The sequence below is a fragment of the Pectinatus frisingensis genome (assembly GCF_015732285.1).
In the GTDB taxonomy this organism is placed as follows: Bacteria; Bacillota; Negativicutes; order Selenomonadales; family Selenomonadaceae; genus Pectinatus; species Pectinatus frisingensis.
Window position 1 is genome coordinate 39685 of sequence record NZ_WIQU01000029.1, and the last position, 21754, is coordinate 61438.

21 protein-coding genes are annotated in these 21754 nt (G+C 37.6%); 16 read left to right on the plus strand and 5 right to left on the minus strand.

Going from position 1 to position 21754, the window contains the following annotated elements; genetic code table 11:
• Positions 1–250: 250 nt before the first annotated feature.
• Complete coding sequence (locus I6751_RS05000; RefSeq protein ID WP_196592310.1) at positions 251–1561, plus strand: ATP-binding protein; 1311 nt, start codon at positions 251–253, stop codon at positions 1559–1561.
• A 6-nt stretch (positions 1562–1567) separates the two neighbouring features.
• A complete protein-coding gene (locus tag I6751_RS05005; protein ID WP_196592311.1) occupies positions 1568–2461 on the plus strand; it encodes a response regulator in 894 nt (297 codons plus the stop codon).
• Between the two features lie 130 nt (positions 2462–2591).
• On the opposite strand, the gene I6751_RS05010 is transcribed toward I6751_RS05005, so the two are convergent.
• From I6751_RS05010 to I6751_RS05025, 4 genes are all read right to left on the minus strand, one after another.
• Positions 2592–3980 (minus strand): aspartate ammonia-lyase, encoded by a 1389-nt coding sequence (locus tag I6751_RS05010; RefSeq protein ID WP_196592312.1) that lies wholly within the window; start codon positions 3978–3980, stop codon positions 2592–2594.
• Positions 3981–4206: 226 nt separating this feature from the next.
• Positions 4207–4533: a hypothetical protein gene (locus tag I6751_RS14075; protein ID WP_196592334.1), complete on the minus strand. Its 327-nt coding sequence runs from the start codon at positions 4531–4533 to the stop codon at positions 4207–4209.
• Complete coding sequence (locus tag I6751_RS05020; RefSeq protein ID WP_196592313.1) at positions 4506–5204, minus strand: amidohydrolase; 699 nt, start codon at positions 5202–5204, stop codon at positions 4506–4508. The genes I6751_RS14075 and I6751_RS05020 overlap by 28 nt, the downstream gene beginning before the upstream one ends.
• 41 nt (positions 5205–5245) lie before the next feature.
• The gene (locus tag I6751_RS05025; protein ID WP_196592314.1) at positions 5246–5809 is read right to left on the minus strand and encodes an N-acetylmuramoyl-L-alanine amidase family protein; all 564 of its coding nucleotides are present in this window, start codon (positions 5807–5809) and stop codon (positions 5246–5248) included.
• Between the two features lie 265 nt (positions 5810–6074).
• Here I6751_RS05025 and I6751_RS05030 point away from each other — a divergent pair, with 265 nt between their 5' ends.
• Both I6751_RS05030 and I6751_RS05035 read left to right on the plus strand, forming a co-directional pair.
• On the plus strand, positions 6075–6299 hold the full coding sequence (locus tag I6751_RS05030) for a DUF1659 domain-containing protein (RefSeq protein ID WP_196592315.1): 225 nt from the start codon (positions 6075–6077) through the stop codon (positions 6297–6299).
• A gap of 35 nt (positions 6300–6334) precedes the next feature.
• Positions 6335–6550 (plus strand): DUF2922 domain-containing protein, encoded by a 216-nt coding sequence (locus I6751_RS05035; RefSeq protein WP_196592316.1) that lies wholly within the window; start codon positions 6335–6337, stop codon positions 6548–6550.
• 54 nt (positions 6551–6604) lie between these two features.
• On the opposite strand, the gene I6751_RS05040 is transcribed toward I6751_RS05035, so the two are convergent.
• Positions 6605–7117, minus strand: coding sequence for a sigma-70 family RNA polymerase sigma factor (locus tag I6751_RS05040; protein ID WP_196592317.1), 513 nt, complete (start codon positions 7115–7117; stop codon positions 6605–6607).
• A gap of 153 nt (positions 7118–7270) precedes the next feature.
• On the opposite strand from I6751_RS05040, the gene I6751_RS05045 reads away from it, so the two are divergent.
• The 12 genes from I6751_RS05045 (at position 7271) to I6751_RS05100 (ending at position 19871) form a co-directional block, all read left to right on the plus strand.
• Complete coding sequence (locus I6751_RS05045; RefSeq protein ID WP_196592318.1) at positions 7271–7690, plus strand: phage holin family protein; 420 nt, start codon at positions 7271–7273, stop codon at positions 7688–7690.
• 490 nt (positions 7691–8180) lie between these two features.
• Positions 8181–9272, plus strand: coding sequence for a PfkB family carbohydrate kinase (locus I6751_RS05050; protein WP_196592319.1), 1092 nt, complete (start codon positions 8181–8183; stop codon positions 9270–9272).
• A gap of 27 nt (positions 9273–9299) precedes the next feature.
• The gene (locus tag I6751_RS05055) at positions 9300–10232 is read left to right on the plus strand and encodes a pseudouridine-5'-phosphate glycosidase (protein ID WP_196592320.1); all 933 of its coding nucleotides are present in this window, start codon (positions 9300–9302) and stop codon (positions 10230–10232) included.
• 138 nt (positions 10233–10370) lie between these two features.
• Positions 10371–11285, plus strand: a complete 915-nt coding sequence (gene rbsK / locus I6751_RS05060; RefSeq protein WP_196592321.1) for a ribokinase — start codon at positions 10371–10373, stop codon at positions 11283–11285.
• Positions 11286–11313: 28 nt separating this feature from the next.
• Positions 11314–12498 carry a NupC/NupG family nucleoside CNT transporter gene (locus I6751_RS05065; protein WP_196592322.1) on the plus strand — a complete coding sequence of 395 codons (1185 nt, stop codon included), beginning with the start codon at positions 11314–11316 and terminating at the stop codon, positions 12496–12498.
• A gap of 15 nt (positions 12499–12513) precedes the next feature.
• Entirely contained in the window at positions 12514–13446 is a 933-nt protein-coding gene (gene rihA, locus I6751_RS05070; protein ID WP_196592323.1) for a pyrimidine-specific ribonucleoside hydrolase RihA, read from the plus strand.
• Positions 13447–13815: 369 nt separating this feature from the next.
• Positions 13816–15180 carry a glycoside hydrolase family 1 protein gene (locus I6751_RS05075; protein ID WP_196592324.1) on the plus strand — a complete coding sequence of 455 codons (1365 nt, stop codon included), beginning with the start codon at positions 13816–13818 and terminating at the stop codon, positions 15178–15180.
• Between the two features lie 16 nt (positions 15181–15196).
• Positions 15197–16531 carry a PTS sugar transporter subunit IIC gene (locus I6751_RS05080; RefSeq protein WP_196592325.1) on the plus strand — a complete coding sequence of 445 codons (1335 nt, stop codon included), beginning with the start codon at positions 15197–15199 and terminating at the stop codon, positions 16529–16531.
• A 2-nt stretch (positions 16532–16533) separates the two neighbouring features.
• The gene (locus I6751_RS05085) at positions 16534–16842 is read left to right on the plus strand and encodes a PTS sugar transporter subunit IIB (RefSeq protein ID WP_196592326.1); all 309 of its coding nucleotides are present in this window, start codon (positions 16534–16536) and stop codon (positions 16840–16842) included.
• A gap of 4 nt (positions 16843–16846) precedes the next feature.
• Positions 16847–17185 carry a PTS lactose/cellobiose transporter subunit IIA gene (locus tag I6751_RS05090; protein WP_196592327.1) on the plus strand — a complete coding sequence of 113 codons (339 nt, stop codon included), beginning with the start codon at positions 16847–16849 and terminating at the stop codon, positions 17183–17185.
• A gap of 107 nt (positions 17186–17292) precedes the next feature.
• On the plus strand, positions 17293–19197 hold the full coding sequence (locus tag I6751_RS05095) for a BglG family transcription antiterminator (protein WP_196592328.1): 1905 nt from the start codon (positions 17293–17295) through the stop codon (positions 19195–19197).
• Positions 19198–19418: 221 nt separating this feature from the next.
• Entirely contained in the window at positions 19419–19871 is a 453-nt protein-coding gene (locus tag I6751_RS05100) for a NanQ anomerase/TabA/YiaL family protein (RefSeq protein WP_196592329.1), read from the plus strand.
• Positions 19872–21754: the final 1883 nt, after the last annotated feature.

The following is a 21754-nucleotide window of genomic DNA, read 5'->3' on the forward strand; positions in this document are numbered from 1 at the left end:
TAGATATCGGCATTTACAATAGTTATCATAAAAACTATGACGATAAACAATTTATATGAAAACCTTAATCTTATTAATAAGCTCATAATATATATATAATTTGCCCTACCAGATTCTACAGAAATATATATAAAATTCACAGGATACAAAAAAATTTATTTTTTTATGCAACAATTTATTTTTAATAAACAATTATCATGTTAAAATAAATGTAACATATAAAATATAAGGAATTATCAGGAGGAGTTTTTTGAAAAGTTATCGACGTGATATATTGCTGTTTTTGTTCATGCTCATATGTGTTTCTTTGGCCGGAGAATTGAAGTTTCACCCATTTGGTGGTTATTTTTCCAGATTTCAAGTCAGTCTGGGTTCGCCGACTTTTTTGCTGTTTATTCTTTTTATGCGGCGGCCTTCACTGCTTTTTACTGGTGCCTGCATGGGCGTGGTAGTTGTGATTTTTCGGGCAGCAATTGATGTATACTCAACATGTGATATATTTTCCCGGGCGCTGTTAATGCATGCCGCTACATTTTTTTATTATCTTTTTTATGCGGGATGTTTTTCCCTGGCGCGATTTGACCGCAAATATATTTACAGCAATGCTGTAAAAGTTGCAGTCTGGTCGGTTCTGGCTGAAATTGTAGCCAGTGTGGCAGAACTTTCAGCAACAAATGTTTTGGTTAATAATTCCTGGCATTTTGTTACAGTACCGATGCTTTTGAAACTGATGTTCATAGCAGTTTTGCGCTGTTTTTTTATACTGAGTTTTTTCTTCTTGGCACAGATTTATACAATAGAATCACGAATGCAGCAGGAAAGAAAAGAAAAAGAACGGATGCTGTTGATGATAACTAATCTCTATGATGAAGTAGTACAGCTGCATGAGTCGCAAAATAATGTTGAAAATGCCACGCGTGAGTTTTATAAAATATACGAGGAAATAAATCAAAAAGCTGCCACACCAGAAGAAAAGATACTGGCACAAAAGATGCTGGCAATGGCAGGAACCGTACATTCGATAAAAAAAGACAACCAGAGAATATATGTAAATCTTATGGCACTGACCAATAAGAATAATAGTAAGACAGAAGATTATATGAGTGCAGATGAAATAATTAAGCTGTCTGTAGACACATATACCAGATATGCCAAATCATTGAATAAGCAAATAAAATTTTATACAAAAATTTCGGCAGAATTACCGTTGCTTCATGTATATACATTGTTGTCATTGTTGAATAATCTATTGTCAAATGCAGTTGAAGGCATATTCTCACGGGGAATTGTGGAGATATCTCTGGCGGAAAAAGATGATATGCTGCAAATTTTAGTGGACAACACAGGAAGCTTTATTCCTATTAAAAGATTGAAGCTTATTTTCCAGCCGGGTTATACGACAAAATTTGATAGTAATGGAAATGCTTCAACCGGTGTAGGACTGTCCTATTTAAAAAATCATGTAAAAAATTTGGGCGGTATGGTCACAATTAATTCTGACGGTGTAAATAATGTTGAATGTAAATTATTGATTCCGTTAAATAAGATAAAAAGGGGATAACGTTATATGCGATTTATGATTGTTGATGATGATTCGGCAACGAGGTTTATGCTGCAGGATATTATCGAAGACTGTGAGCTGGGAAAGGTAATAAGTTCACTGGATTCAGCAGTTGATGTCGATAATGAATTATTAACAGCCGAAAAAATTGATATTTTGATAATTGATTTACTGATGCCGGTGTGCGATGGTATTCAAACAGTGAAAAGTATAAAGGCTGACTTTTTGGGCAAGATCATTATGCTTTCGCAGGTAGAAAATAAAGAAATGGTGGGAAATGCTTATTCACTGGGTGTTGACAGCTATATAACCAAGCCGATAAACCGTAATGAAGTGGTCGGTGTAATTAAAGAAGTAAGCAAACATATCTGTTTAAAAAAATTTGTCAGTAATATTCAAAATGATTTACATAATTTATCTTATGAGCGTGGTATTAATAAAGATAAAAGTGATAAAAAAATGACAATTACAGAGCGGGGAAATATGGTTTTACGAGATTTGGGAATTGAAAGTGAGGCGGGCAGCAAAGACTTACTGGAAGTTATCGGCTGGTTAGGGAAAAATCTTGACAGCAATGCAAATGACTTTCCCGCTTTGAAAACCATTTTTACACAATTGGTAAACGAAAAAACACCACAGGAAGGCGATTGCAAGAAAATTAAGGCTGTGGAGCAACGTGTGCGCCGCACTATTTTTCAGGCTATGGTAAATATTGCATCAATGGGTATTGTCGATTGTACCAACCCCAAATTTGATGACTATTCATCTCGTTATTTTGATTTGGCGGAAATATATGCGTTGATGCGCACTTTGGAAAAAGATGAGAAACCGCAGATTTCTAATTCACATATAAACAGTAAGAAATTTATTCGCACATTGTATATTGAAAGCCATAAATAAACCATGAAAAAAATATTGCAAAATAAAAAACGAGACTTGGAAAGTAAAATCCAAGTCTCGTTGTATGTAAAGAGATTGCGGCGTGCTGGATTGCTGCAATCCCGACAGGAAAGCTGATAAAACTATAGAATTATTCGGCGATGCCCGGGTGGGTCATTTGTTGCGGCGATAATATATGTTCCAGTTTTTGCTTGGGCATCAGGTTTTTGGCTATGACTATATCACGGATCGGTTTACCGGTAGTGTATGCTTCCTTGGCCAGCATCGCTGATTTTTCATAACCGATATGGGGCAGTAAGGCAGTGACTACGCCAACACTGTTATCAAGCCAAGTCTGGCATTGCTTGTTATTTGGCTGCAGGCCGATGAGTAGTTTATCGACAAAGGTGTTGATGGCATTGGTCATATAGTTCATGGAGTTGAACAGATTAAAGGAGATGACCGGTTCCATTACATTGAGTTCAAACTGTCCATTTTCCACGCCAAGGTTGATAGCCAGGTCATTAGCTATTACTTGATAGCAGCTTTGGTCAAGTACTTCGGCGATAACAGGATTTACCTTACCTGGCATTATGGATGAACCCGGCTGACGGGCCGGCAGTTTTAATTCATTAAAACCGCAGCGCGGACCTGAAGCCATAAGGCGAAAATCATTGGACATCTTAATTAAAGTGAGTGCGGTAACTCGAAGAGCTGCAGAGACATCGGCGAATCCGTCGGTATTGTTGGTGGCATCGACCAGATTGTCAGCAGTTTTGAAGGTTTCACCAGTTACGTCTGAAAGTGTTTTGGCAACGGTTTTGATGTATTCCGGTTCGGCGTTAAGTCCGGTGCCGACAGCCGTACCCCCCATATTTATCACGTGGATGGAATCAACGGCAGATTTAATGCGTTTGATGCCGCGACGTACCGCGGAAGCGTATGAAGCCATTTCCTGTCCAAGCGTGATCGGAACAGCGTCCTGTAGATGAGTGCGTCCCATTTTCAGAATATCTTTGTATTCGATAGATTTTTTGTCCAGCTCACCGGCCAGACGTTCCAGAGCAGCAATAAGTTTTTTGTTTTTATGGCTTATACAGACTTTGATGGCAGTAGGAAAAGAGTCATTGGTGGATTGAGCCATGTTGGCATCATTGTTGGGGGAAATGATGTCATAACGGCCCTTGGCTTCTCCGATTATTTCTAAAGCGCGATTTACCAGGACTTCATTGGTGTTCATATTGACTGAAGTGCCGGCTCCGCCTTGGATAGGATCGACCGGGAACTGATCGAGCATTTTGCCGGCAATTATTTCGTCGGCAGCTTGAATCAGTGCCTTGCCAATTTTTTTATCGAGACGGCCGGTGGACAGGTTGGCTAAGGCAGCAGCTTTCTTTACCTTGGCAAAAGACTGCACAAAGTCAGGGTCAATGGTCTGGCCGGTGATATGAAAGTTTTCTTTGGCACGAAGTGTCTGTACGCCATAGTACACATCGTCAGGTACTTCTAATTCACCTAAAAAATCGCGTTCTTTTCTCATTTAATAACACCTTTCTTTTATGTTATAGATTAGTTGTTAAATTAATATTTATAATATTTACTAGTACATTGTATAATGTATACATAAATATCTTGAGTACATTATAACGCATTTATATAAATAATGCATGTGTTTTTAATATATTTTTTTAATAATCATGATATGGTCACAATATAATTATTTTGTTGAAAAATAGCATGGCAATTAAGCTGTTTTTACGATTTATTCACAGTAATAATAACATGACAATAATAGTTGCTGCTATTGTCGGGATAGCATTGCGCTTAGTTAATTCCAACGGATTAACATTAGCCATTTTAGCAATAATGATACCGGCACCGGCTACAGGACTCATGCAGCGTCCCAGACCTGCGCCGATTTGGGCCATTGAACCAAGTTCAATAATTCCATAGCCAAAGTCAGCGGCATGTGGTGTAATTGCTCCATTGAATGCCAAAGCGGCAGCGTTGCCTGATCCGGAAAGTGCACCTATTAAGAAAGTACCGAAAGCGGATACTATTTGAGCTATCTGCTGTGAATATATTTTGCTAATTCGGGCGTATTGTTGGCACCGGCAGCACCACCGACTTTTTCAATTTGTATTTTGACATCGTACATTTGCGCAGCTGCTTTTAATATGCGTTGTGCTTCGGTTTCCATATATTTGTTGATATTACTCGAACTGCCGCGGGTTTCCAGTTTTATTAAAGCTTTATCACCAATGATATTGCGCCCGCTGCCCGTTTCAAGTGTGCCAACATTTATGCGTGATACACCTTCAGAATGACGAGAGATAGCATAGAGATTAAGAGTTGCACAAGTTGCCGCTAAAAGTGCATTTTTCCCTGTTTCCGGAGCGGCTCCGGCATGTGCCGGTACGCCGGTAAAATATGCGTCATATTTGCTGGTAGCTAAAAATCCTTTGACATTGCAGGCAATACTGCCGGTTTTTCTCATCTTGAATCCGAAATGGGCACCCAGCATATAATTTACGTCATCGACATCACCGTTTTCTACCATTGCTCTGGCACCACGGACGCCTTCCTCAGCTGGTTGAAAAATAAGTTTTATAGTTCCCTTGAGTTCATTCTTGAGACTGGATAGGATACCGGCCACTGCCAAGCCTACCGTAGTATGTCCATCATGACCGCAAGCATGCATTGCATTGGGATTTATGGAACAAAAACCTTCTCGGTACGGACGATGCTGTTCATGCAATAACATTTACTTGGAACATATCACATAAAGAAAGATAATATCAGTTATTAATTCAGATGGCACCAATAGTCAGTGATACCGCGAGCTATGGCAGAGGCTAAAGAATTTTGTTTTTCGACCAGGATGCGGGCATCAGCATCGTTATCAATAAAAGCAACTTCAATCAATATTGCGGGCATAACAGTATGGTTCAGAACAATCAGATCCAAGCGTTCCTTTATGCCGCGGTCAGGTATGTCAGGATCAATGCTACGTAAAGTTTTGCTGAGCTGTTGGCGGATATACTGTGCTAATATACCAGCCTGGCTGTTTTTCCTCCGACAGAGAATTTCTGTACCGCGGACTGTAGTATTATAAGCATTGCAGTGCATCGATATAAATATATCAGCCGGCCAGTTATTGGCGGCATGGCAGACATTGGGAAAAGCAGGAGATTCACCGCATAGATTATCACTTTGCAGCAGCATAACAGCACAGCCGGCACTTTCCAGCTTACTGGCAAGCAGTTGGCCAAGCGAAAGTACAATATCGCATTCACGCAGTAAAAGATGTCCATTGACGGCACCGCTGTCAATACCGGGCATGTGACCGGGATTTATAAAAACCTTCATTATATTAGTACCTCCTGTTTATTATTATTTCATATATATACATGACGGCAGAAGGCATTTTTACTATACAGATATAGATAATTGTGTAAGTTTGCTTTATAAGAACAGGAAATAAATTATTTCTGCATGACGGATCATGTTATTTTTTGTCAAAGTTTTTAACAGATTTGTCATATTTTTTCTTATCGGCATAAATAAAAATAAAGTTTTATAGTTGTATTTTTTGTGATTCAAGGCATGTATATAAGTGAAAGGGGGAATGAAGATGCCAGCAAAAAAAACTGACCAGAGCACAAAGCTCATAATCAAGGTCCAAACTGGTGTAACCGAAAGCGGTAAAGCAAAATACAGCCAGCGCAGCTTTGCATCCATCAATCCGGCTACAGCTGATGATGGGTTACTCACAGTTGGAAAATCTATCAGTGAATTGCAAAAATATCCTGCAGGCGTGATAATGCGCCAGGATGTATGCACGCTTGATGAGGCGTGATGAAACTGTATTTTTATGAATGAGGAGGTGAAAAAATGGCTGCTAAGAAAAATTTACAAATGGTATTTTTACTGGAAGATGGCAAAAAGGCCAGTTATAATCTGGCTGAACCTAAAGATGACATTTCCAGAGCAGCGGTGGAAGGTGTAATGAATGATATGATTGCTAAAAATGTCATTTCGAAAAACGCTTCAGCTGCATCCCGGATAGATGGGATTTATGTGAAAGCAACAGATACTGTTGAACTTTAACTTTATCTGACACAAAAACTGCCAGGGCATTTTCAGCCTTGGCAGTTTTTCCTTTTAGGTCAATGTCTTCTTTAGTAAGGCAAGTGCGTGCTTTTGCCCGGCAGCAACGGCTTGCTGCGATATTTGCAGAAATCCGGCAGTTTCGGTTTGTGTAAAACCCTGCAGCAGTGTGTAATCGATAATCTGACGCTGACGTGTAGATAATTGTTTCAAAGCTGTCGCCAGGATATTTCTATCAATAATGCGATCTTCAAAATTGAGCTGCAGATTAATTAGTGAACTGCTGTTGTTATCGGCCTGTTCTAAAGGAAGTTCCCGCCGCCAGCTGCGGCGCTGCTTTTTGAAAAGAGTATAAAGGTCACCGTAGATTTTGGCTTTTACGTATCCGGCAAATGGTATGGAACGGCTTGCATCGAATTGCCGGACAGCTTCGCAGAAGCTTAGTACAGCCTGTGCGTAAGCTTCTTCATAGAATGAACGTAAATGATTTTGACCGGCAGCTTTACGCAGTAAACCTTGATAGTTCTTCAATAAAGATTCCAGATTTTTTTCATCAGTTGTATACATGTTCTCACCTTATAGTGAGAAGCCAGCCTCTCGTATTTTGCGCTGTCAACAGCATAACGGGAAAACACGCAATATACAAAAACTATCCGGCCGGTGGGAAGAAGAAAAATGTTCATGGACAGATTTTGATTTCAGAAAGGAGATGATATAAAAATGCTGAGAAATCTTATTCCGATAAAGCTTGAATGGGAAGCGAGCATAGCAGCATCACTGATTGGAAAAACCGTTTCGTATCTATGGGGAGACTTTGATAAATCTATGGAAACTTTATTAGTTTTTATGGCAATTGATTATGTCAGCGGTGTTATTGCTGCATATGAGAATCCCCGGCAAAAACTTAACAGCAGACGCGGTTTTGGGGGGATAGGCAGGAAAGTGATGATTTTATTACTGGTTGCTGTCGCTCATTTCACGGATTATGTTACAGAACAGGATAATATCCGCACATTGATAGTATTTTTTTTCATTGGTAATGAAGGCTTGTCTATTTTGGAAAATGCGGCTAATGCCGGGGTTCCAGTACCTGCAAAATTGAAGGGGAGATTGGCTCAATTTACGCGGGATAAAAGATAGTTCTTTGATAATTATAAGTTATTGGTAAAAATGTAGCTGTAAAAAACTGCGAGTAATTTTCATTCTGTCACTTTCTTACAAAGTAAGGCTTCTATAAAAGCAAAAACGTCAACGTTTTTAGCTGATAAATCTTCAATTTAGACAATATTTATTATATTTTTAATTTTTTAAAACAATATATTGATTTTTGCAGGTAATGTGATATTATAAAAGAATACTAAACATATGCTTAAATCTAAACATATGTTTAGATTTAAGGGATATCTAACTTTGACAATAGGTAATTATTTCATTTTAACTTTTGCTGAATGCATGTGCAAAATAGCTACGATGTTTCCTGGTTTATGATTGAACCGGCAAATACACATATAAAATGTGGGAAAAAATACCATATGTCATCCTGCGCTTTGTAGTAGTTTTTTTAAAATAAAAGTAGGTATATTTGAGGATTGTTTGTGCCTTGTGTGAAGTGAAGGGAATGATGTAAATAATGACAAAGCGTGAAAGGGAAATATTAAAATGGATTTGTGAGAATCCACTGATTTCCCAATCTGAATTAGCTGAGAAGACTAATATGGCTCGATCTTCAGTGGCAGTTCATATTTCTAACCTTGCAAAACAGGGATATATTATGGGAAGGGGGTATATAACGAGGACTGAGCCATATGTGGTGGTTGTTGGTGGTTTGAATGTTGACATAGGAGGGTATCCTAAGGCGAAGATCATACAGTGTGATTCTAATCCGGGGAAAATCACAATGAGTCTGGGAGGTGTTGGTAGAAATATTGCTCATAATATGAGCCTATTGGGATTGGATGTAAGGCTGTTGACGGTATTCGGTGATGATGCTAACGCTTCTAAAATAGCTGCTTCCTGCGGTGAATTAGGGATAGATATTAGTCAGGCACTGCAAATGCCGGGAGGCAGGACATCTACATACATGTTTATTGATGATTCTTTTGGTAATATGCAGTTGGCAATTTCAGATATGGAGATTTATAAGCAGTTAACACCAGAATTTTTGAAAACGAGACAGCGATTGTTGAATAACGCACAAGTGATTGTTGTCGATACCAATATACCGCAAAAGTCAATTGAATGGTTGATTAGACATTGCAATGTACCTGTTTTTGCTGATCCAGTGTCTACAGCAAAGGCTGTTAAACTGAAAAATGTTTTGAACAATATTCATACTCTTAAGCCTAATCTTATTGAAACAGAAATTCTTTCGGGTATTGACATCGTAGATAGAAAATCAATGGATAAGGCTATTGATATTTTGCTGGATACGGGGTTGAGACGGATTTTTGTTAGTCTCGGGGCTGATGGAGTATTAGCCGCCGACCATGAGCATAGATTAATGCTGCCTTGCATTGAGGCTGATCCGGTTGATTCAACTGGTTGTGGAGATGCATTTATGGCGGCATTGGTTTGGTCATATATGGAAGGAACTGACTTGAGAGAAACGGCGTTATCGGGACTGGCGGCGGCTTCGTTGTCAATAGAGTCGGAGCAGACGGTTAATCCTAATTTGTCAGAGGAACAATTAAAAAAACGGATGAACAGCATTGTTGTTCAGTAAAATAAAGAAATTAATGAGGTGCTTATAATGACTGATTATAGTAAATACTTAGACGTAAAACCAGAAGTTGCAGATGCCATAAGAAATAATAAACCTGTGGTAGCTTTGGAATCAACGATTATATCACATGGCATGCCTTATCCTAAAAATGTTGAGACAGCTATGAAAGTAGAACATATTATCCGTGACAATGGAGCTGTACCTGCCACAATTGCCATAATTAAAGGAAAGCTGAAAGCCGGGTGTTCTCCGGAAGAAATAGAGTATCTGGGAAAAACCGGGACAGGAGTGAACAAAGCCAGTAGGCGTGATTTAGCGGTGCTTGCTGCAAGTAAAAGTGACGGAGCTACAACGGTAACCACTACTATGATGATTGCTCATATGGCAGGAATAAAAATTTTTGCCACTGGTGGAATTGGTGGTGTTCATCGGGGAGCAGAAAAAACAATGGATATTTCTGCCGATTTGGAAGAATTGGCAAAGACGCCTGTAATGGTGATTTGTGCGGGAGCCAAGGCCATTTTAGATTTGGGTTTAACTCTGGAATATTTGGAAACGCATGGCGTTCCCGTGCTCGGTTATGGTACAAAAGAATTACCCGCTTTTTATACAAGAAAAAGTGGATTTAATGTAGATTACGAGATTGATAGCCCGAAAGAATTGGCAAATATATTTTGTACTAGTCAAAAACTGGGATTACAGTCGGGCATTCTAGTAACAAATCCTATACCGGAAGAATATTCAATGGATCACGAGTTGATAAATAAGGCTGTTAACGAAGCTGTCGCTGAAGCAAATAGATTAAAAATACATGGTAAAGAAATAACTCCATATTTGTTGGCTAAGGTCAAGGATATAACTGGTGGTGACAGTTTAGAAGCGAATATACAACTTGTGTATAATAATGCTGAACTGGCAGCACGCATTGCCTGTGAAGTAAGCAGACTGAGTGATAAGTAAGGTAAAGATAAAAGGTGCCGCCGGATTATTGATATACTGCTGTTAAAGTTATTTTTGTCCGGCAGCAATTTAATCAAAAATGATAAAAAACTGAAAATTAAAAGATAAAAATTTTGAAACATTCGGAAGGGAGATATTATGAAAAAGATTCTGGTGGTGGGCAGTTTAAATATGGATTTTTCCATAGAGATAAGTAAATTTCCCCGAAACGGTGAAACCGTTTTGGGAAAGACAATGAGCTTGATACCAGGAGGAAAAGGAGCCAATCAGGCTTATGCAGCAGCCAAACTTGGCGGAAACGTAAGCATGATTGGGGCTGTAGGTGATGATTCGTTTGGTGAGATGTTGGTCAGTAATTTGCAGTTGGTCAACGTAGACACAAGCGGTATAGCATGTATTAAGGGAGTGCCTACGGGGAATGCATTCGTTATGATAGAGCCTGATGGGAATAATAGGATAATAGTTATACAGGGAGCCAACAAATGCATTGACTGTACAGCGATAGATAAAAATATAAGGCTAATTGATGCTTGTGATGTTGTTATTGTTCAATTGGAAATTCCAATTGAGGTAGTTGCTTATGTGTGCAAGGAGGCAAAAAGGCGAAATAAAATAGTTGTGTTGGATCCGGCACCAGCAATAAAAAACTTTCCTTTGGATATATTTAAATATGTTGATGTAATAAAACCAAATGAAACGGAATTGGCGATTTTAACGGGACATGAAACAGAATGCCGGGACGATATATTGGCCGCAGGGAAAGTTTTGATACAGCGAGGTGCAAAAGTGGTTGTGGCTACTTTGGGCGGTAGCGGAGCAGTGCTGATAAAAAAAGATATGCATCAGTTCTTTCCGGCAAAAAAAGTTGATGCGGTGGATACTACTGCTGCTGGTGATTGTTTTACAGCGGCATTTGCGTTGGCTTTTAATGGGAATAATAGTGAATATGCTATAAAATTTGCTGGCAGGGTATCTTCTATTGTAGTGACACGCAAGGGAGCACAATCATCGATTCCATCGTCAGCTGAGCTTTTGAACTGGTCAGGGTTTTGATAGTTAGATTTTAAGGGGGGCATAATATATGAATATTGTGTTTTTATTTACCGGATTGGCATTTGTATTTTGTATTGGTTGGTTGCTAAGTTCCGATCGAAAGCATATTCGGTACAAAAACATCGCGGTTTTGCTTGCATTGCAGCTGATAATATCTTTTTTGTGTCTAAATACTTCAGGTGGGGTTTATGTGTTGTCGCAGATTTCCACATTTTTCAGCTGGTTGATTGCACAGGCTGATGGGGGCGTAAATTTCGTTTTTGGCGGTATAGTGATTAAGGAAGGGGGATTTGTATTTTTCTTTGGTGTATTGATGCCAATTGTTTTTATTTCTGCTTTAGTTGGGATATTGAATTATATTAAGGTTTTGCCATTTATTATTAAATGGACAGGCTGGTTGCTTAATAAAGTGGCTAACATGGGAGAGTTAGAAAGTTATTTTGCTATATCAACGGCGGTTTTAGGGCAGCCGGAAGTATATCTGACAATAAAAGATCAGATACCTAAGCTCACGGAACAGCGACTATATACTATCTGCACATCGGCGATGAGTGCTGTAAGTGCAGCTATGCTGGCATCATATATGAAAATGGTGCCGGGGAAATATGTGGTAGTGGCAGTATTTTTGAATATATTGTCAGCGTTGATTATTTCATGCATTATAAATCCTTATAAGCCTGAAATTAATGACAAATTAACTGAAATAAAACGTGGGAATGAGGATCCCTTTTTTCAGGTACTTGGAACATATATTCTTGATGGGTTCAAATTAGCAATAACGGTTGGAGCGATGCTTATTGGATTTGTATCATTGGTGACATTTTTAAATAATACGTTTATTGCATTATTAGGTACATCTTTTGTGACGATTATTGGTTATGTTTTTGCTCCAATAGCTTTTTTAATGGGAGTACCAAGCAATGAAATATTGAGTGTAGGCGGAATAATGGCGACTAAACTGATAACTAATGAATTTGTTGCGATGGGGATTTTGAATGGAGCAGCTGCAGGTTTGTCTGCTAAGGCAAATGCAATAATAGCTGTATATCTCATAAGTTTTGCTAATTTCGGAACAGTTGGAATCGTAAGTGGCTCAATTAAAGCGATAAGTGAGAAAGCTGGATTGCACGTTGCAAGGTTTTCTATGAAACTGTTGGTTGGAGCTACGCTGGCATCTGTGATAAGTGCGACTATAGTTGGTATTTATTTTTAAAGGCAGGGAATGAAAATGAAAAAGATCATATTGGATTGTGATCCGGGGCATGATGATGCATTGGCGCTGATGCTGGCTTTAGCATCAAAAAATATTGAAGTGTCGGCGGTGACATCCTCGGCGGGAAATCAACGCCCAGAAAAAACATTGAAAAACGTTTTAAAATTATTGACACTTATGAAACATCAGGAAATACCAGTCGCAGGAGGCAATAAAAAACCGTTGTTTAAGGAGTTAATGATTGCGGAAAATGTGCATGGGGAGAGCGGGTTGGATGGTGCAGTCCTGCCAGAGCCGGACTTTAAGCCGCAAGATATGACCGCCATTGAGCTGATAGCGAATATTTTGCGCGGCAGCAGGGAAAAAATTATATTGGTAGTTACCGGACCAATGACTAATATAGCATTGTTTTTGTCTGTGTATCCGGAACTTAAGGAGAAAATAGAGCGCATTGTTTTTATGGGTGGAGCAATGGGACTCGGGAATTGGGAACCATCTGTTGAATTTAATGTCTTTGTCGATCCGGAAGCAGCTAAGATAGTGTTGGATTCAGGAATTCCATTGACCATGGCACCATTGAATGTGACGCATAAGGCTCAGATATTGAAGTCTGAGATAGATAATATAGGGAAAATTGGTAATAGTGTGGCAGATGCTTTTGCCGGATTGCTGAAGTTTTTTGAAATTTACCATGAAGATCCTAAATGGGGCTTTGTGGGAGCTCCGCTGCACGATCCATGCACAATTGCATGGCTGATTGCTCCGGATATGTTTGAAAGCCGTTATTTAAATGTTGATGTGGAAATAGCCGGTACATTGACTAAGGGAGAGACAGTTGTCGATTATTATGGACTGTCTGGCCGTTCCCCAAATTGTGATGTATTATTGAATATTGACCGTGATAGGTTTATTAAATTGATAATGGATTCATTGAAAACATTTTCTTGAGGATAGATATTGGACGGAATATGGTTTTAGTGTGTAGAAAATGTAAAGTATGATTTTATACTGCATATGTATTAGAATATTGTAAAAATATCAAATAATATATGTATATAGATTTAATGAAATATATTGAGATCGTGAGTAAATGTGGTTGGTTCTGAGAAATCCCCGGACAAATAAAGTCTGGGGATTTTTTATCTCAAAAATATAATGGTGAATTAGTTTATACAGAAATGATAACTGTTAAATCATAGATATTGTTTGTGTTGTTGCATTTGCACTGTACAGTGAAATTTGTAAGTTGAATGGTGAAGGGGAAATTATATAAAATATGATTAATAAAGAATGACTAATAAAGGAGAATGAATAACTATGCAAAATAAATTTTTCTGGGGAAACAGTGTGAGCAGCATGCAGACAGAAGGAGGCTGGAATGAAGGTGGTAAAAGTCTTTCAGTATATGACGTGCAAAAACCGGCAAAAGATTTAAGTGACTGGCATTTTGCCAATGATAATTTTCATAATTTTGCAGAAGATTTTGATTTAATGAAAGATGCCGGGATGAATATGTACCGCTTCCAAATAAGCTGGTCGCGTGTCGTAAAAGACGGTACCGGCGCATGGAATGAAGCAGGAATTGAATATTATGATCATTTTATTGATGAATTGATAAAACGTGGTATTGAGCCAATGATATGCTTATACCATTTTGACATGCCACTTTATCTCGCAGAAAAGTATAATGGTTTTTTAAGAAAAGAAACAGTAAAAGCATTTGTTCGCTTTGGTAAGGAAATGGTAAAACGCTTTTCTGCAAAATGTAAATGGTGGATAACTTTCAATGAGCAGAATCTTTATTCACAGCCAGATATAGCCTTCAGGATAGCAGGATATGTTAAAGGCGATAAAACTACTGATGAATTGTATCAAATAATGCATAATGTAATGACGGCACATGCGCAGATATCAAATTTTATCCATGAAACATCTGACGCAAAGATCGGCGGGATGCTCGCATACAGTGAAGTATATCCGGCATTATGCCGGCCAAAGGATGTTGAGTGTGCCAGACAATGGGACGAATTTATAAATTTTTCTTTGCTGGATTGTTTTGCCGGACAGGGATATTCACCGGCCATGTTAAAGCTGGTGGAAACCAAGCATATCGATATGAAGATGCTGCCGGAGGAATTAAAAGATATTGCTGATTTAAAAAATGATTTTCTGAGTTTTAGTTATTATGCGTCAACGACGGTCGATTCGACAAATATTACCGAAGAAACAGTGCCAAATTATTTTTTAATAAAAGGAAAGAAAGTAAATCCTTATATAGATTCCACAGAATGGGACTGGCAGATAGATCCAGTAGGATTCAGGAATGTACTCAATAAAATGTATCAGCGCTATCGGATACCGGTATTTCCCATAGAAAACGGTATAGGCGTGCGGGAAAAATGGGATGGGAAAAATATAATTGAAGATGATTACCGGATAAAGTACCATAAGGAACATATAGATGCCATGCTGAAGGCAATCAATAAGGATGGAGTTGAAGTGCTCGGTTATCTGGGCTGGGGACTTATAGATATATTGAGTTCAGGCGGTGACATGGAAAAACGCTACGGTTTGGTTTATGTGAACAGGGGGAACCGTGACTTGCGTGATATGAAGCGGGTACCGAAAAAGAGTTATTTTTGGTTTAAAAAGGTAATAGCATCTGGTGGGAATGAGATGTAGGGGGGGAAGTATAATAATGAATGGAGAAAAATTTAATGAAATAAGTGATAAATTTGCTGAAATAGCTGTTAAAATCGGCAATAACATCTACCTGAGGACTTTGCGGGATGCATTTATAACTATAATGCCGGTGTTTATATTGGCCGGACTGGCAGTAATGATCAATAATGTAATATTTCCGTTGATAGCTGAGGGGGAAAGCCTTAAAAAACTGCAGTTATTTGGTAACGTATTGACAAACGGAACGTTGAATATAGCCGGACTGCTTATTGCAGTGATGATAGCATATTTATATTCAGTTAATAGAAATTTTAAAAATCCGATTTCCACAGTGGTTATTTCACTGTCAAGTTTAATAATAATGATGGCAAGTACTGTTTCCATTACACCGGACGGCGGTGAAGGTGCGATGTCAATTACCAACGGGGTGCTGCTGTTCAATCACATAGGAACAAAGGGAATGTTTGCCGGAATAATTATTGGACTTGTATCGTCGATGCTGTATATTAAATTGACTGAGTTAAAATGCATGCAGATAAATATGCCGGAAGGTGTTCCGCCGCAGGTAGGAAAGACTTTCAGTGTATTGCTATCATCGATGCTTACCCTTGTAATCATGGGGATGCTGTCAAGTTTTCTGCAGGTCGTGATGAATACTGATTTAATACAAGTAATATCAGCAATGGTACAGGAACCGCTGCGCTCAATAAATACATCTTTGCCGGGATATTTGCTGATATATTCATGCGGCAATCTGCTTTTTGCCTTGGGAATACATCAGTCTGTCATAAATGGTTCACTGCTTGATCCGGTAATGCTGGTCAATATGAATGAAAACATGCAGGCTGTGCAGGCGGGGCAGCAGGCTCTGCATATAATCAATGCGGACTTTCAGACATGTTACGCACAATTAGGCGGGACAGGGCTAACAATATCACTGCTATTGGCAATCTTTATATTCAGTAAATATGAACCCTATAAAGATGTTGGTAAACTGGGACTTACACCGGGGATTTTTAATATCAATGAACCGATTATTTTCGGACTGCCGATTGTTTTTAACATCCCGATGATAATACCGTTTATCTTGTCACCTATTATTGGTTCATGTATAGGCTATTTTGCCACCGCCGTGGGATTTGTAAAACCTTTGTTCATTTATGTGCCATGGACAACGCCACCTTTGCTGTCGGGATTCCTGTCAAGCGGCGGTGACTGGAAAGTTGTTTTGCTTCAGGTGGTAATCATTGTGGTGACGACAATGTTTTATCTGCCGTTTTTAAAGATAAGTGAAAGAGTATCAATAAGAACTTATGAATTGGAAAGCCAGACAGAAGGAAAGGATGAATGAAGATGAAAAGTATTTTGTTGGTTTGTTTAGGCGGGATGTCCACCAGCCTGATGGTACAAAAAATGGAAAAAGCAGCACAAAAAGATAATATTGCTGTAAGAATATGGGCGGTATCGGAAGCAGAAGCCCATAATAATTTTAACGAGGCAGATATTGTATTACTTGGACCGCAGTTAAAGTTTAAGTATAATGAATATAAGAAAATACTGGGTGATAAACCGGTTGAAATTATTAGTATTGCCGATTATGGCCGTATGCAGGGAGAAAAAGTGTTGAAATGGGCATTAGCAATATTAGCAGGAAAGGAATAATGATATGGAAAGTACGGAAACACAATTTTTGACATTATTGTCCAACGCAGGTGCCGCACGTTCGGCTTATATAGAAGCTGTAAGCTATGCTGAAAAAAAAGATTTTGAAAAAGCGTCGGAATTGATAAAGGAGGGTGATAAGCTTTATGCCGAAGGGCACAAAGTACATTTTAAGATGATACAAAAAGAATCTGCCGGGCAAAAAAATGAATTGTCATTGTTGCTGATTCACGCAGAAGATTTGCTTATCGGAGCGGAAATGTTCAAAATAGTAGCAGAGTCATTTATCAGAGTCTATAAAAATATGAACGACGAGATTAATGCCTTGAAGGGTATCCAATAATTGGTTTTCATGTTTAAGAGAAAAGATTATCCAGCCTGTGATAAATATCATTTCATTATGAGTTTTATTGCTGGCTGGATAGTTGTTTCATGAAGGGAAGACTGTATATGGCGTTGAAGGCACTCGATATATATCTGTATTTAAGCAGGCAAAAAGATTTTACAACCAGTAAAAAAATTGCTGTTGATTTTGGTGTCAGCACACGAACCATAAAAAGTTATATAAAAAAAATCAATATAAAATATGGTAAAAAAATTATAATTTCAACAAATCGGGGTTATCGCATCAATCCGCAGATGCCAACAGAAGATATACTGAAGGAACAAAATAATGATAATATAAAAACATCGGATGAACGGCGTGATTATATCGTAAAAAAAATTTTGATGATGCATGATAAATCTGTTGATATATTTGATTTATGTGAAGAACTTGATATTAGTTATTCAACAATAAATAATGACATAGCTAATTTGAATAAGATATTTGCACCATACAGGGTTAATATAATAGTAAAAAATGAACAGATTTTATTATCGGGGAAAGAAAAAAACATACGTAAATGGGTAAGTTCATGGATATATAACAATGATAAAAATTCATTTATGGATATTTATCGATTTAAAGAATATTTTACAAAAGTAGATATGGAAAAGCTTAGTTCTTTAGTAAGAGCATTTTTTGTCAGTCATAATATTTATATAAATGATTTTGGTTTTAATTTCGTACTGTTGCATTTAGCTATTATTATTTATCGTAAAAAAAATAACAATATAATCAATGTGGAAAATAATATTAGTCCAGGAACTAAAATGGAAAATTCATTCAGCAGGACACTGTGTGTAAAATTAGAAAATGAATTTGATATTTTGCTGGATACAGCAGATAAATATGATATATATTTGCTGATAAAGTCAAATACAATAATTTCTTATCCCAAATCAATCAAGGGCCTTGTCGAAGCAATAGGCAGGAATTTTATAAATAAGATAAATAGTTATATAAAATCGGCAGAAAAAATGTATTTTGTGGATTTATCGAATAAGGCATTCGTCATCCCTTTTGCACTTCATGTACGCAATATGATTTTTCGCTTGAAGGATAATAAAATTTTGGCTAATCCTATGACAAGTGATATAAAAATTAAGAGTCCGATAATTTATGATATTGCAATATATATGGCATTATGCATCGGAAAAGATTTCAAGGTAAATATAACAGAGGATGAGACAGCCTTTTTGGCTATACATATAGCTGGTGAAATTGAGCGGCAGAATAAAACACAAGATAAAATTGACGCTGTCATTTTCTGTCCAAATTATCTTAATATAACATCGTATCTACAGAATAAATTGATGATAAATTTTGGCAATCAGTTGAATTTTGTTGATGTGGCCGATACTATGGATGACCTGAAGTCACTGCGATATGATATTCTTTTTACCGGGATAAAATTACCGAAAGGATATTGCGATAAAATTGTGGTGGAAATTTTGCCTTATTCTATTGAAAATAATCTGGGTGTTATTCAGGATGCAATTAATAAGGTATGGAGAAATAGAAAAAATGAGTTATTGAAGAAATATTTTGATCAATATTTTGAAAAAGAATTATTTTTTAGTGACATTGATCTTTTTTCCAGAAAAGAAATAATTCATTTTCTTTGTGAAAATCTGCAAAAATTAAAATATGTGGAAAAAAATTTTGAAAATGGTATTATTCAGCGAGAAGCTGCTGCCAACACAGCTTTTGCGGGTATCGCAATACCGCATTCTATAAAAATGGATGCGATCAAGACATGTGTTTCAGTGGTGGTATCTAAAAAAGGGATTAAGTGGGGGGATGAAATCGAGCCGGTACATGTAGTTTTTTTATTGGCAATAAATAAAATGAACATCAGTATTTTTCGTAAGCTGTATGAGTCTCTTATATCAATTTTTTCTGCTCCGGTCATGACTGAGGAGATTAAAAAGTGCGATTCATTTAATGACTTTAAAGGTTTATTGGTGTAATATATATTATAATTTTATATTGTACTGGTATATTCAAAACCTCTCATTACAGAGCGGTATAAGCGTGACGGCTTTAGGATAAGTAGGGTAAGAACAAATATCAGGACCATTGCCAATCTCAAAGGCTGGTTATTCTTGAGGCAGACAGATTTGTTTTTGCAGGTCGTTATTTAACCGGGGCAATGTAAATCATCAATTAATTTATATGAAGGAGAGATTAAATGATTTTTGGCAATTTATATTATAATCAAACAGCAGTTTTGGGTTCGGATATAAAAAAATGTTTTCAATACTATAAACAAAATGACTTGGCAAGTATCAAACCGGGTTCATACGAAATAGAAGGCCATCGGATATTTGTCAATATTGATGAATATAAGACACAGCCGGAACAGGAAAGGTTTTGGGAGGGACATAGGAAATATATAGATGTACATGTATTGATCAAGGGAACCGAGCGTATAGACACTGCTTTTAAGGAAAATATGCGGGAAAATCCCTATGATGAGCAAAAAGATATGCTCACATTGACCGGTGAAGCCCAAGCTTCAGTGTATATGCTGCGGGCAGGTGATTTTCTTATCTGCTATCCGGAGGATATACATAAGACAGCAATTCATGCTGAACTGCAGAATAAAGTGAAAAAATGTATTTTTAAAATATCTATTGATTGAACCTATAAATAAAAACCGCGCAATGAAAGGCCATAAACTTTTCATTACGCGGTTTTTTACCTATTAAATTAATCGATTAACAAAGTAATAACGAAATAATATATATGCTGAAATTAATCAGAAGAAGAAGTCGATACGACCGTAAATAGCATTGTAGTCGGCATCACTGCCACTGTAATCAGCAAATAACTGTTTGCCTTTATAATATTCAACGGTAGCCAGAATATTTTGGGCCACTGTATAATCAGTTCCTATCTGCCAGCCTTTGGTGCCGCGGGCACTGATATCATAAGTAGGGTTAACAGTTGCAAACTGGCCCAGATAGCGATAGGCAGCGTAGATATCATAAGAGCCGGGTTTAGTTATATCGGCACCTTTATATTTTAAGGTGATATCGTAGGCTTTGCTTTGGTCATCACCCTTATAGGTTGAAGCTTCATCCATGTTACTTTTAGCGTAAATGCCGAATAACTGGACATTTTTATCAAATTTATAACCTAAACCACCAACCCAGAAGTTACTTTTATCAGCGCCGGCTTTTTGGATCTGGACAGTATTTCCCATGCTGTCTTTATTAGTAGCAAAAGCAGCATTCATATTGCGTAAAGAATAGTAGCCAGCTAGACCGCTAAAACCTTTGGTAGCTGCCTTATAACCTATTTCTAAGGAATCATAATCGGCAGTTCCGTCATAAGCGTTTACTGCTGTGGCAGCAGCAAGGCTGTTGGCACTCTTGTTGTAGTCATAGCGACCAATGGTGGCAATAACATAAGCCGATTTGTCCTTATTGAGACTCCAATTGAATTCGGCACCGCTGATGCTGTCATCGATTATCATACCGGTTCCAAAGGTGTTATCACTGTATGTCGGTAATTTACCAAGTTTGGCAGTTGCGCCGAATAATGGACCTTGCACATAAATACGGTCAACAACTGTATCACTCTTATCTGTGCCACCATTAGCATTATTGCTGCCAGTTCCATTCGTACTGCCGCTGTTGTTGGCAGAATTGGCATTGGAATAATATCTGATGCGGGCATTAGCTGTCCAGCCGCTGTTGCCGATAAAAGCCTTAGGTTCAAGACGGAGTTCATACTGGGTATTATTGGTTCTGTCTGCCACCGAGCCATTAGCATTTCGCACGTTGTCATCTTTAATGCCGCGGTAGTAGTATCTTAATCTGCCGCCCCATTTAACGTTGTCTGATTTCTTTTCAAGATCTGATACGCGGACGCCGAGGTTGTCGAGTTCTTCGGAGAATTCAGCAGCCAGTTTGTNCCAGTTTTGATACAGCGTCATAAGCCCAGCTGTCGGTCGGTACATCACTGAACGGATTAGCCGCAGCAAAGGTCGTACTGGCAGCACCGATGACTAAAGCACCGGTAATCATTGAGACGAGAGTTCTTTTTTTCATTAAAGATTCCTCCTAAATTGTGTTGGACAGATTGGAGAAAAAATAATTGAGTTACCGTGTTCCCTCAAAAATAATTTTCTCAATCCTGACCTTTTAACATATTAGCATTATTTATAATTATAGGCAAATACATAAATTTTAAAGATAACTTATTTTTAACATTTTTAAATCTAAGTATATTAAGGGAAAAGGCTGATATATGTATGCATTTATTTACAAATTCATTTTTAAAATACAATATAAAATATTGATTAACAGCGTATTAACAATATGTTATAGGAATGTTAATAAAAACAATGTTCATTTAATATAAATATAAAAAGTATTAGATTATTTATTAATATAACAAATATATATAAAGAAACAATTATAAAAAAATATAAATAATATTTATTGATGATGTCTCGGCAGTATAATTTTTAAAAGTAATTAAGTAATATATTGAAGTAGAAGGAAACATTTATTGCAT

Bases quoted from the DNA above. Each gene is read 5' to 3' on its own strand.
- I6751_RS05020 (WP_196592313.1), bottom strand. From the start codon at position 5,204: ATGTTATTGCATGAACAGCATCGTCCGTACCGAGAAGGTTTTTGTTCC.
- I6751_RS05095 (WP_196592328.1), top strand. From the start codon at position 17,293: ATGGCGTTGAAGGCACTCGATATATATCTGTATTTAAGCAGGCAAAAA.
- I6751_RS05005 (WP_196592311.1), top strand. From the start codon at position 1,568: ATGCGATTTATGATTGTTGATGATGATTCGGCAACGAGGTTTATGCTG.
- I6751_RS05025 (WP_196592314.1), bottom strand. From the start codon at position 5,809: ATGAAGGTTTTTATAAATCCCGGTCACATGCCCGGTATTGACAGCGGT.
- I6751_RS05045 (WP_196592318.1), top strand. From the start codon at position 7,271: ATGCTGAGAAATCTTATTCCGATAAAGCTTGAATGGGAAGCGAGCATA.
- I6751_RS05075 (WP_196592324.1), top strand. From the start codon at position 13,816: ATGCAAAATAAATTTTTCTGGGGAAACAGTGTGAGCAGCATGCAGACA.
- rihA (WP_196592323.1), top strand. From the start codon at position 12,514: ATGAAAAAGATCATATTGGATTGTGATCCGGGGCATGATGATGCATTG.
- I6751_RS05085 (WP_196592326.1), top strand. From the start codon at position 16,534: ATGAAAAGTATTTTGTTGGTTTGTTTAGGCGGGATGTCCACCAGCCTG.
- I6751_RS05050 (WP_196592319.1), top strand. From the start codon at position 8,181: ATGACAAAGCGTGAAAGGGAAATATTAAAATGGATTTGTGAGAATCCA.
- I6751_RS05080 (WP_196592325.1), top strand. From the start codon at position 15,197: ATGAATGGAGAAAAATTTAATGAAATAAGTGATAAATTTGCTGAAATA.
- I6751_RS05090 (WP_196592327.1), top strand. From the start codon at position 16,847: ATGGAAAGTACGGAAACACAATTTTTGACATTATTGTCCAACGCAGGT.
- I6751_RS05065 (WP_196592322.1), top strand. From the start codon at position 11,314: ATGAATATTGTGTTTTTATTTACCGGATTGGCATTTGTATTTTGTATT.
- I6751_RS05030 (WP_196592315.1), top strand. From the start codon at position 6,075: ATGCCAGCAAAAAAAACTGACCAGAGCACAAAGCTCATAATCAAGGTC.
- I6751_RS05035 (WP_196592316.1), top strand. From the start codon at position 6,335: ATGGCTGCTAAGAAAAATTTACAAATGGTATTTTTACTGGAAGATGGC.
- rbsK (WP_196592321.1), top strand. From the start codon at position 10,371: ATGAAAAAGATTCTGGTGGTGGGCAGTTTAAATATGGATTTTTCCATA.
- I6751_RS05040 (WP_196592317.1), bottom strand. From the start codon at position 7,117: ATGTATACAACTGATGAAAAAAATCTGGAATCTTTATTGAAGAACTAT.
- I6751_RS05010 (WP_196592312.1), bottom strand. From the start codon at position 3,980: ATGAGAAAAGAACGCGATTTTTTAGGTGAATTAGAAGTACCTGACGAT.
- I6751_RS05100 (WP_196592329.1), top strand. From the start codon at position 19,419: ATGATTTTTGGCAATTTATATTATAATCAAACAGCAGTTTTGGGTTCG.
- I6751_RS05055 (WP_196592320.1), top strand. From the start codon at position 9,300: ATGACTGATTATAGTAAATACTTAGACGTAAAACCAGAAGTTGCAGAT.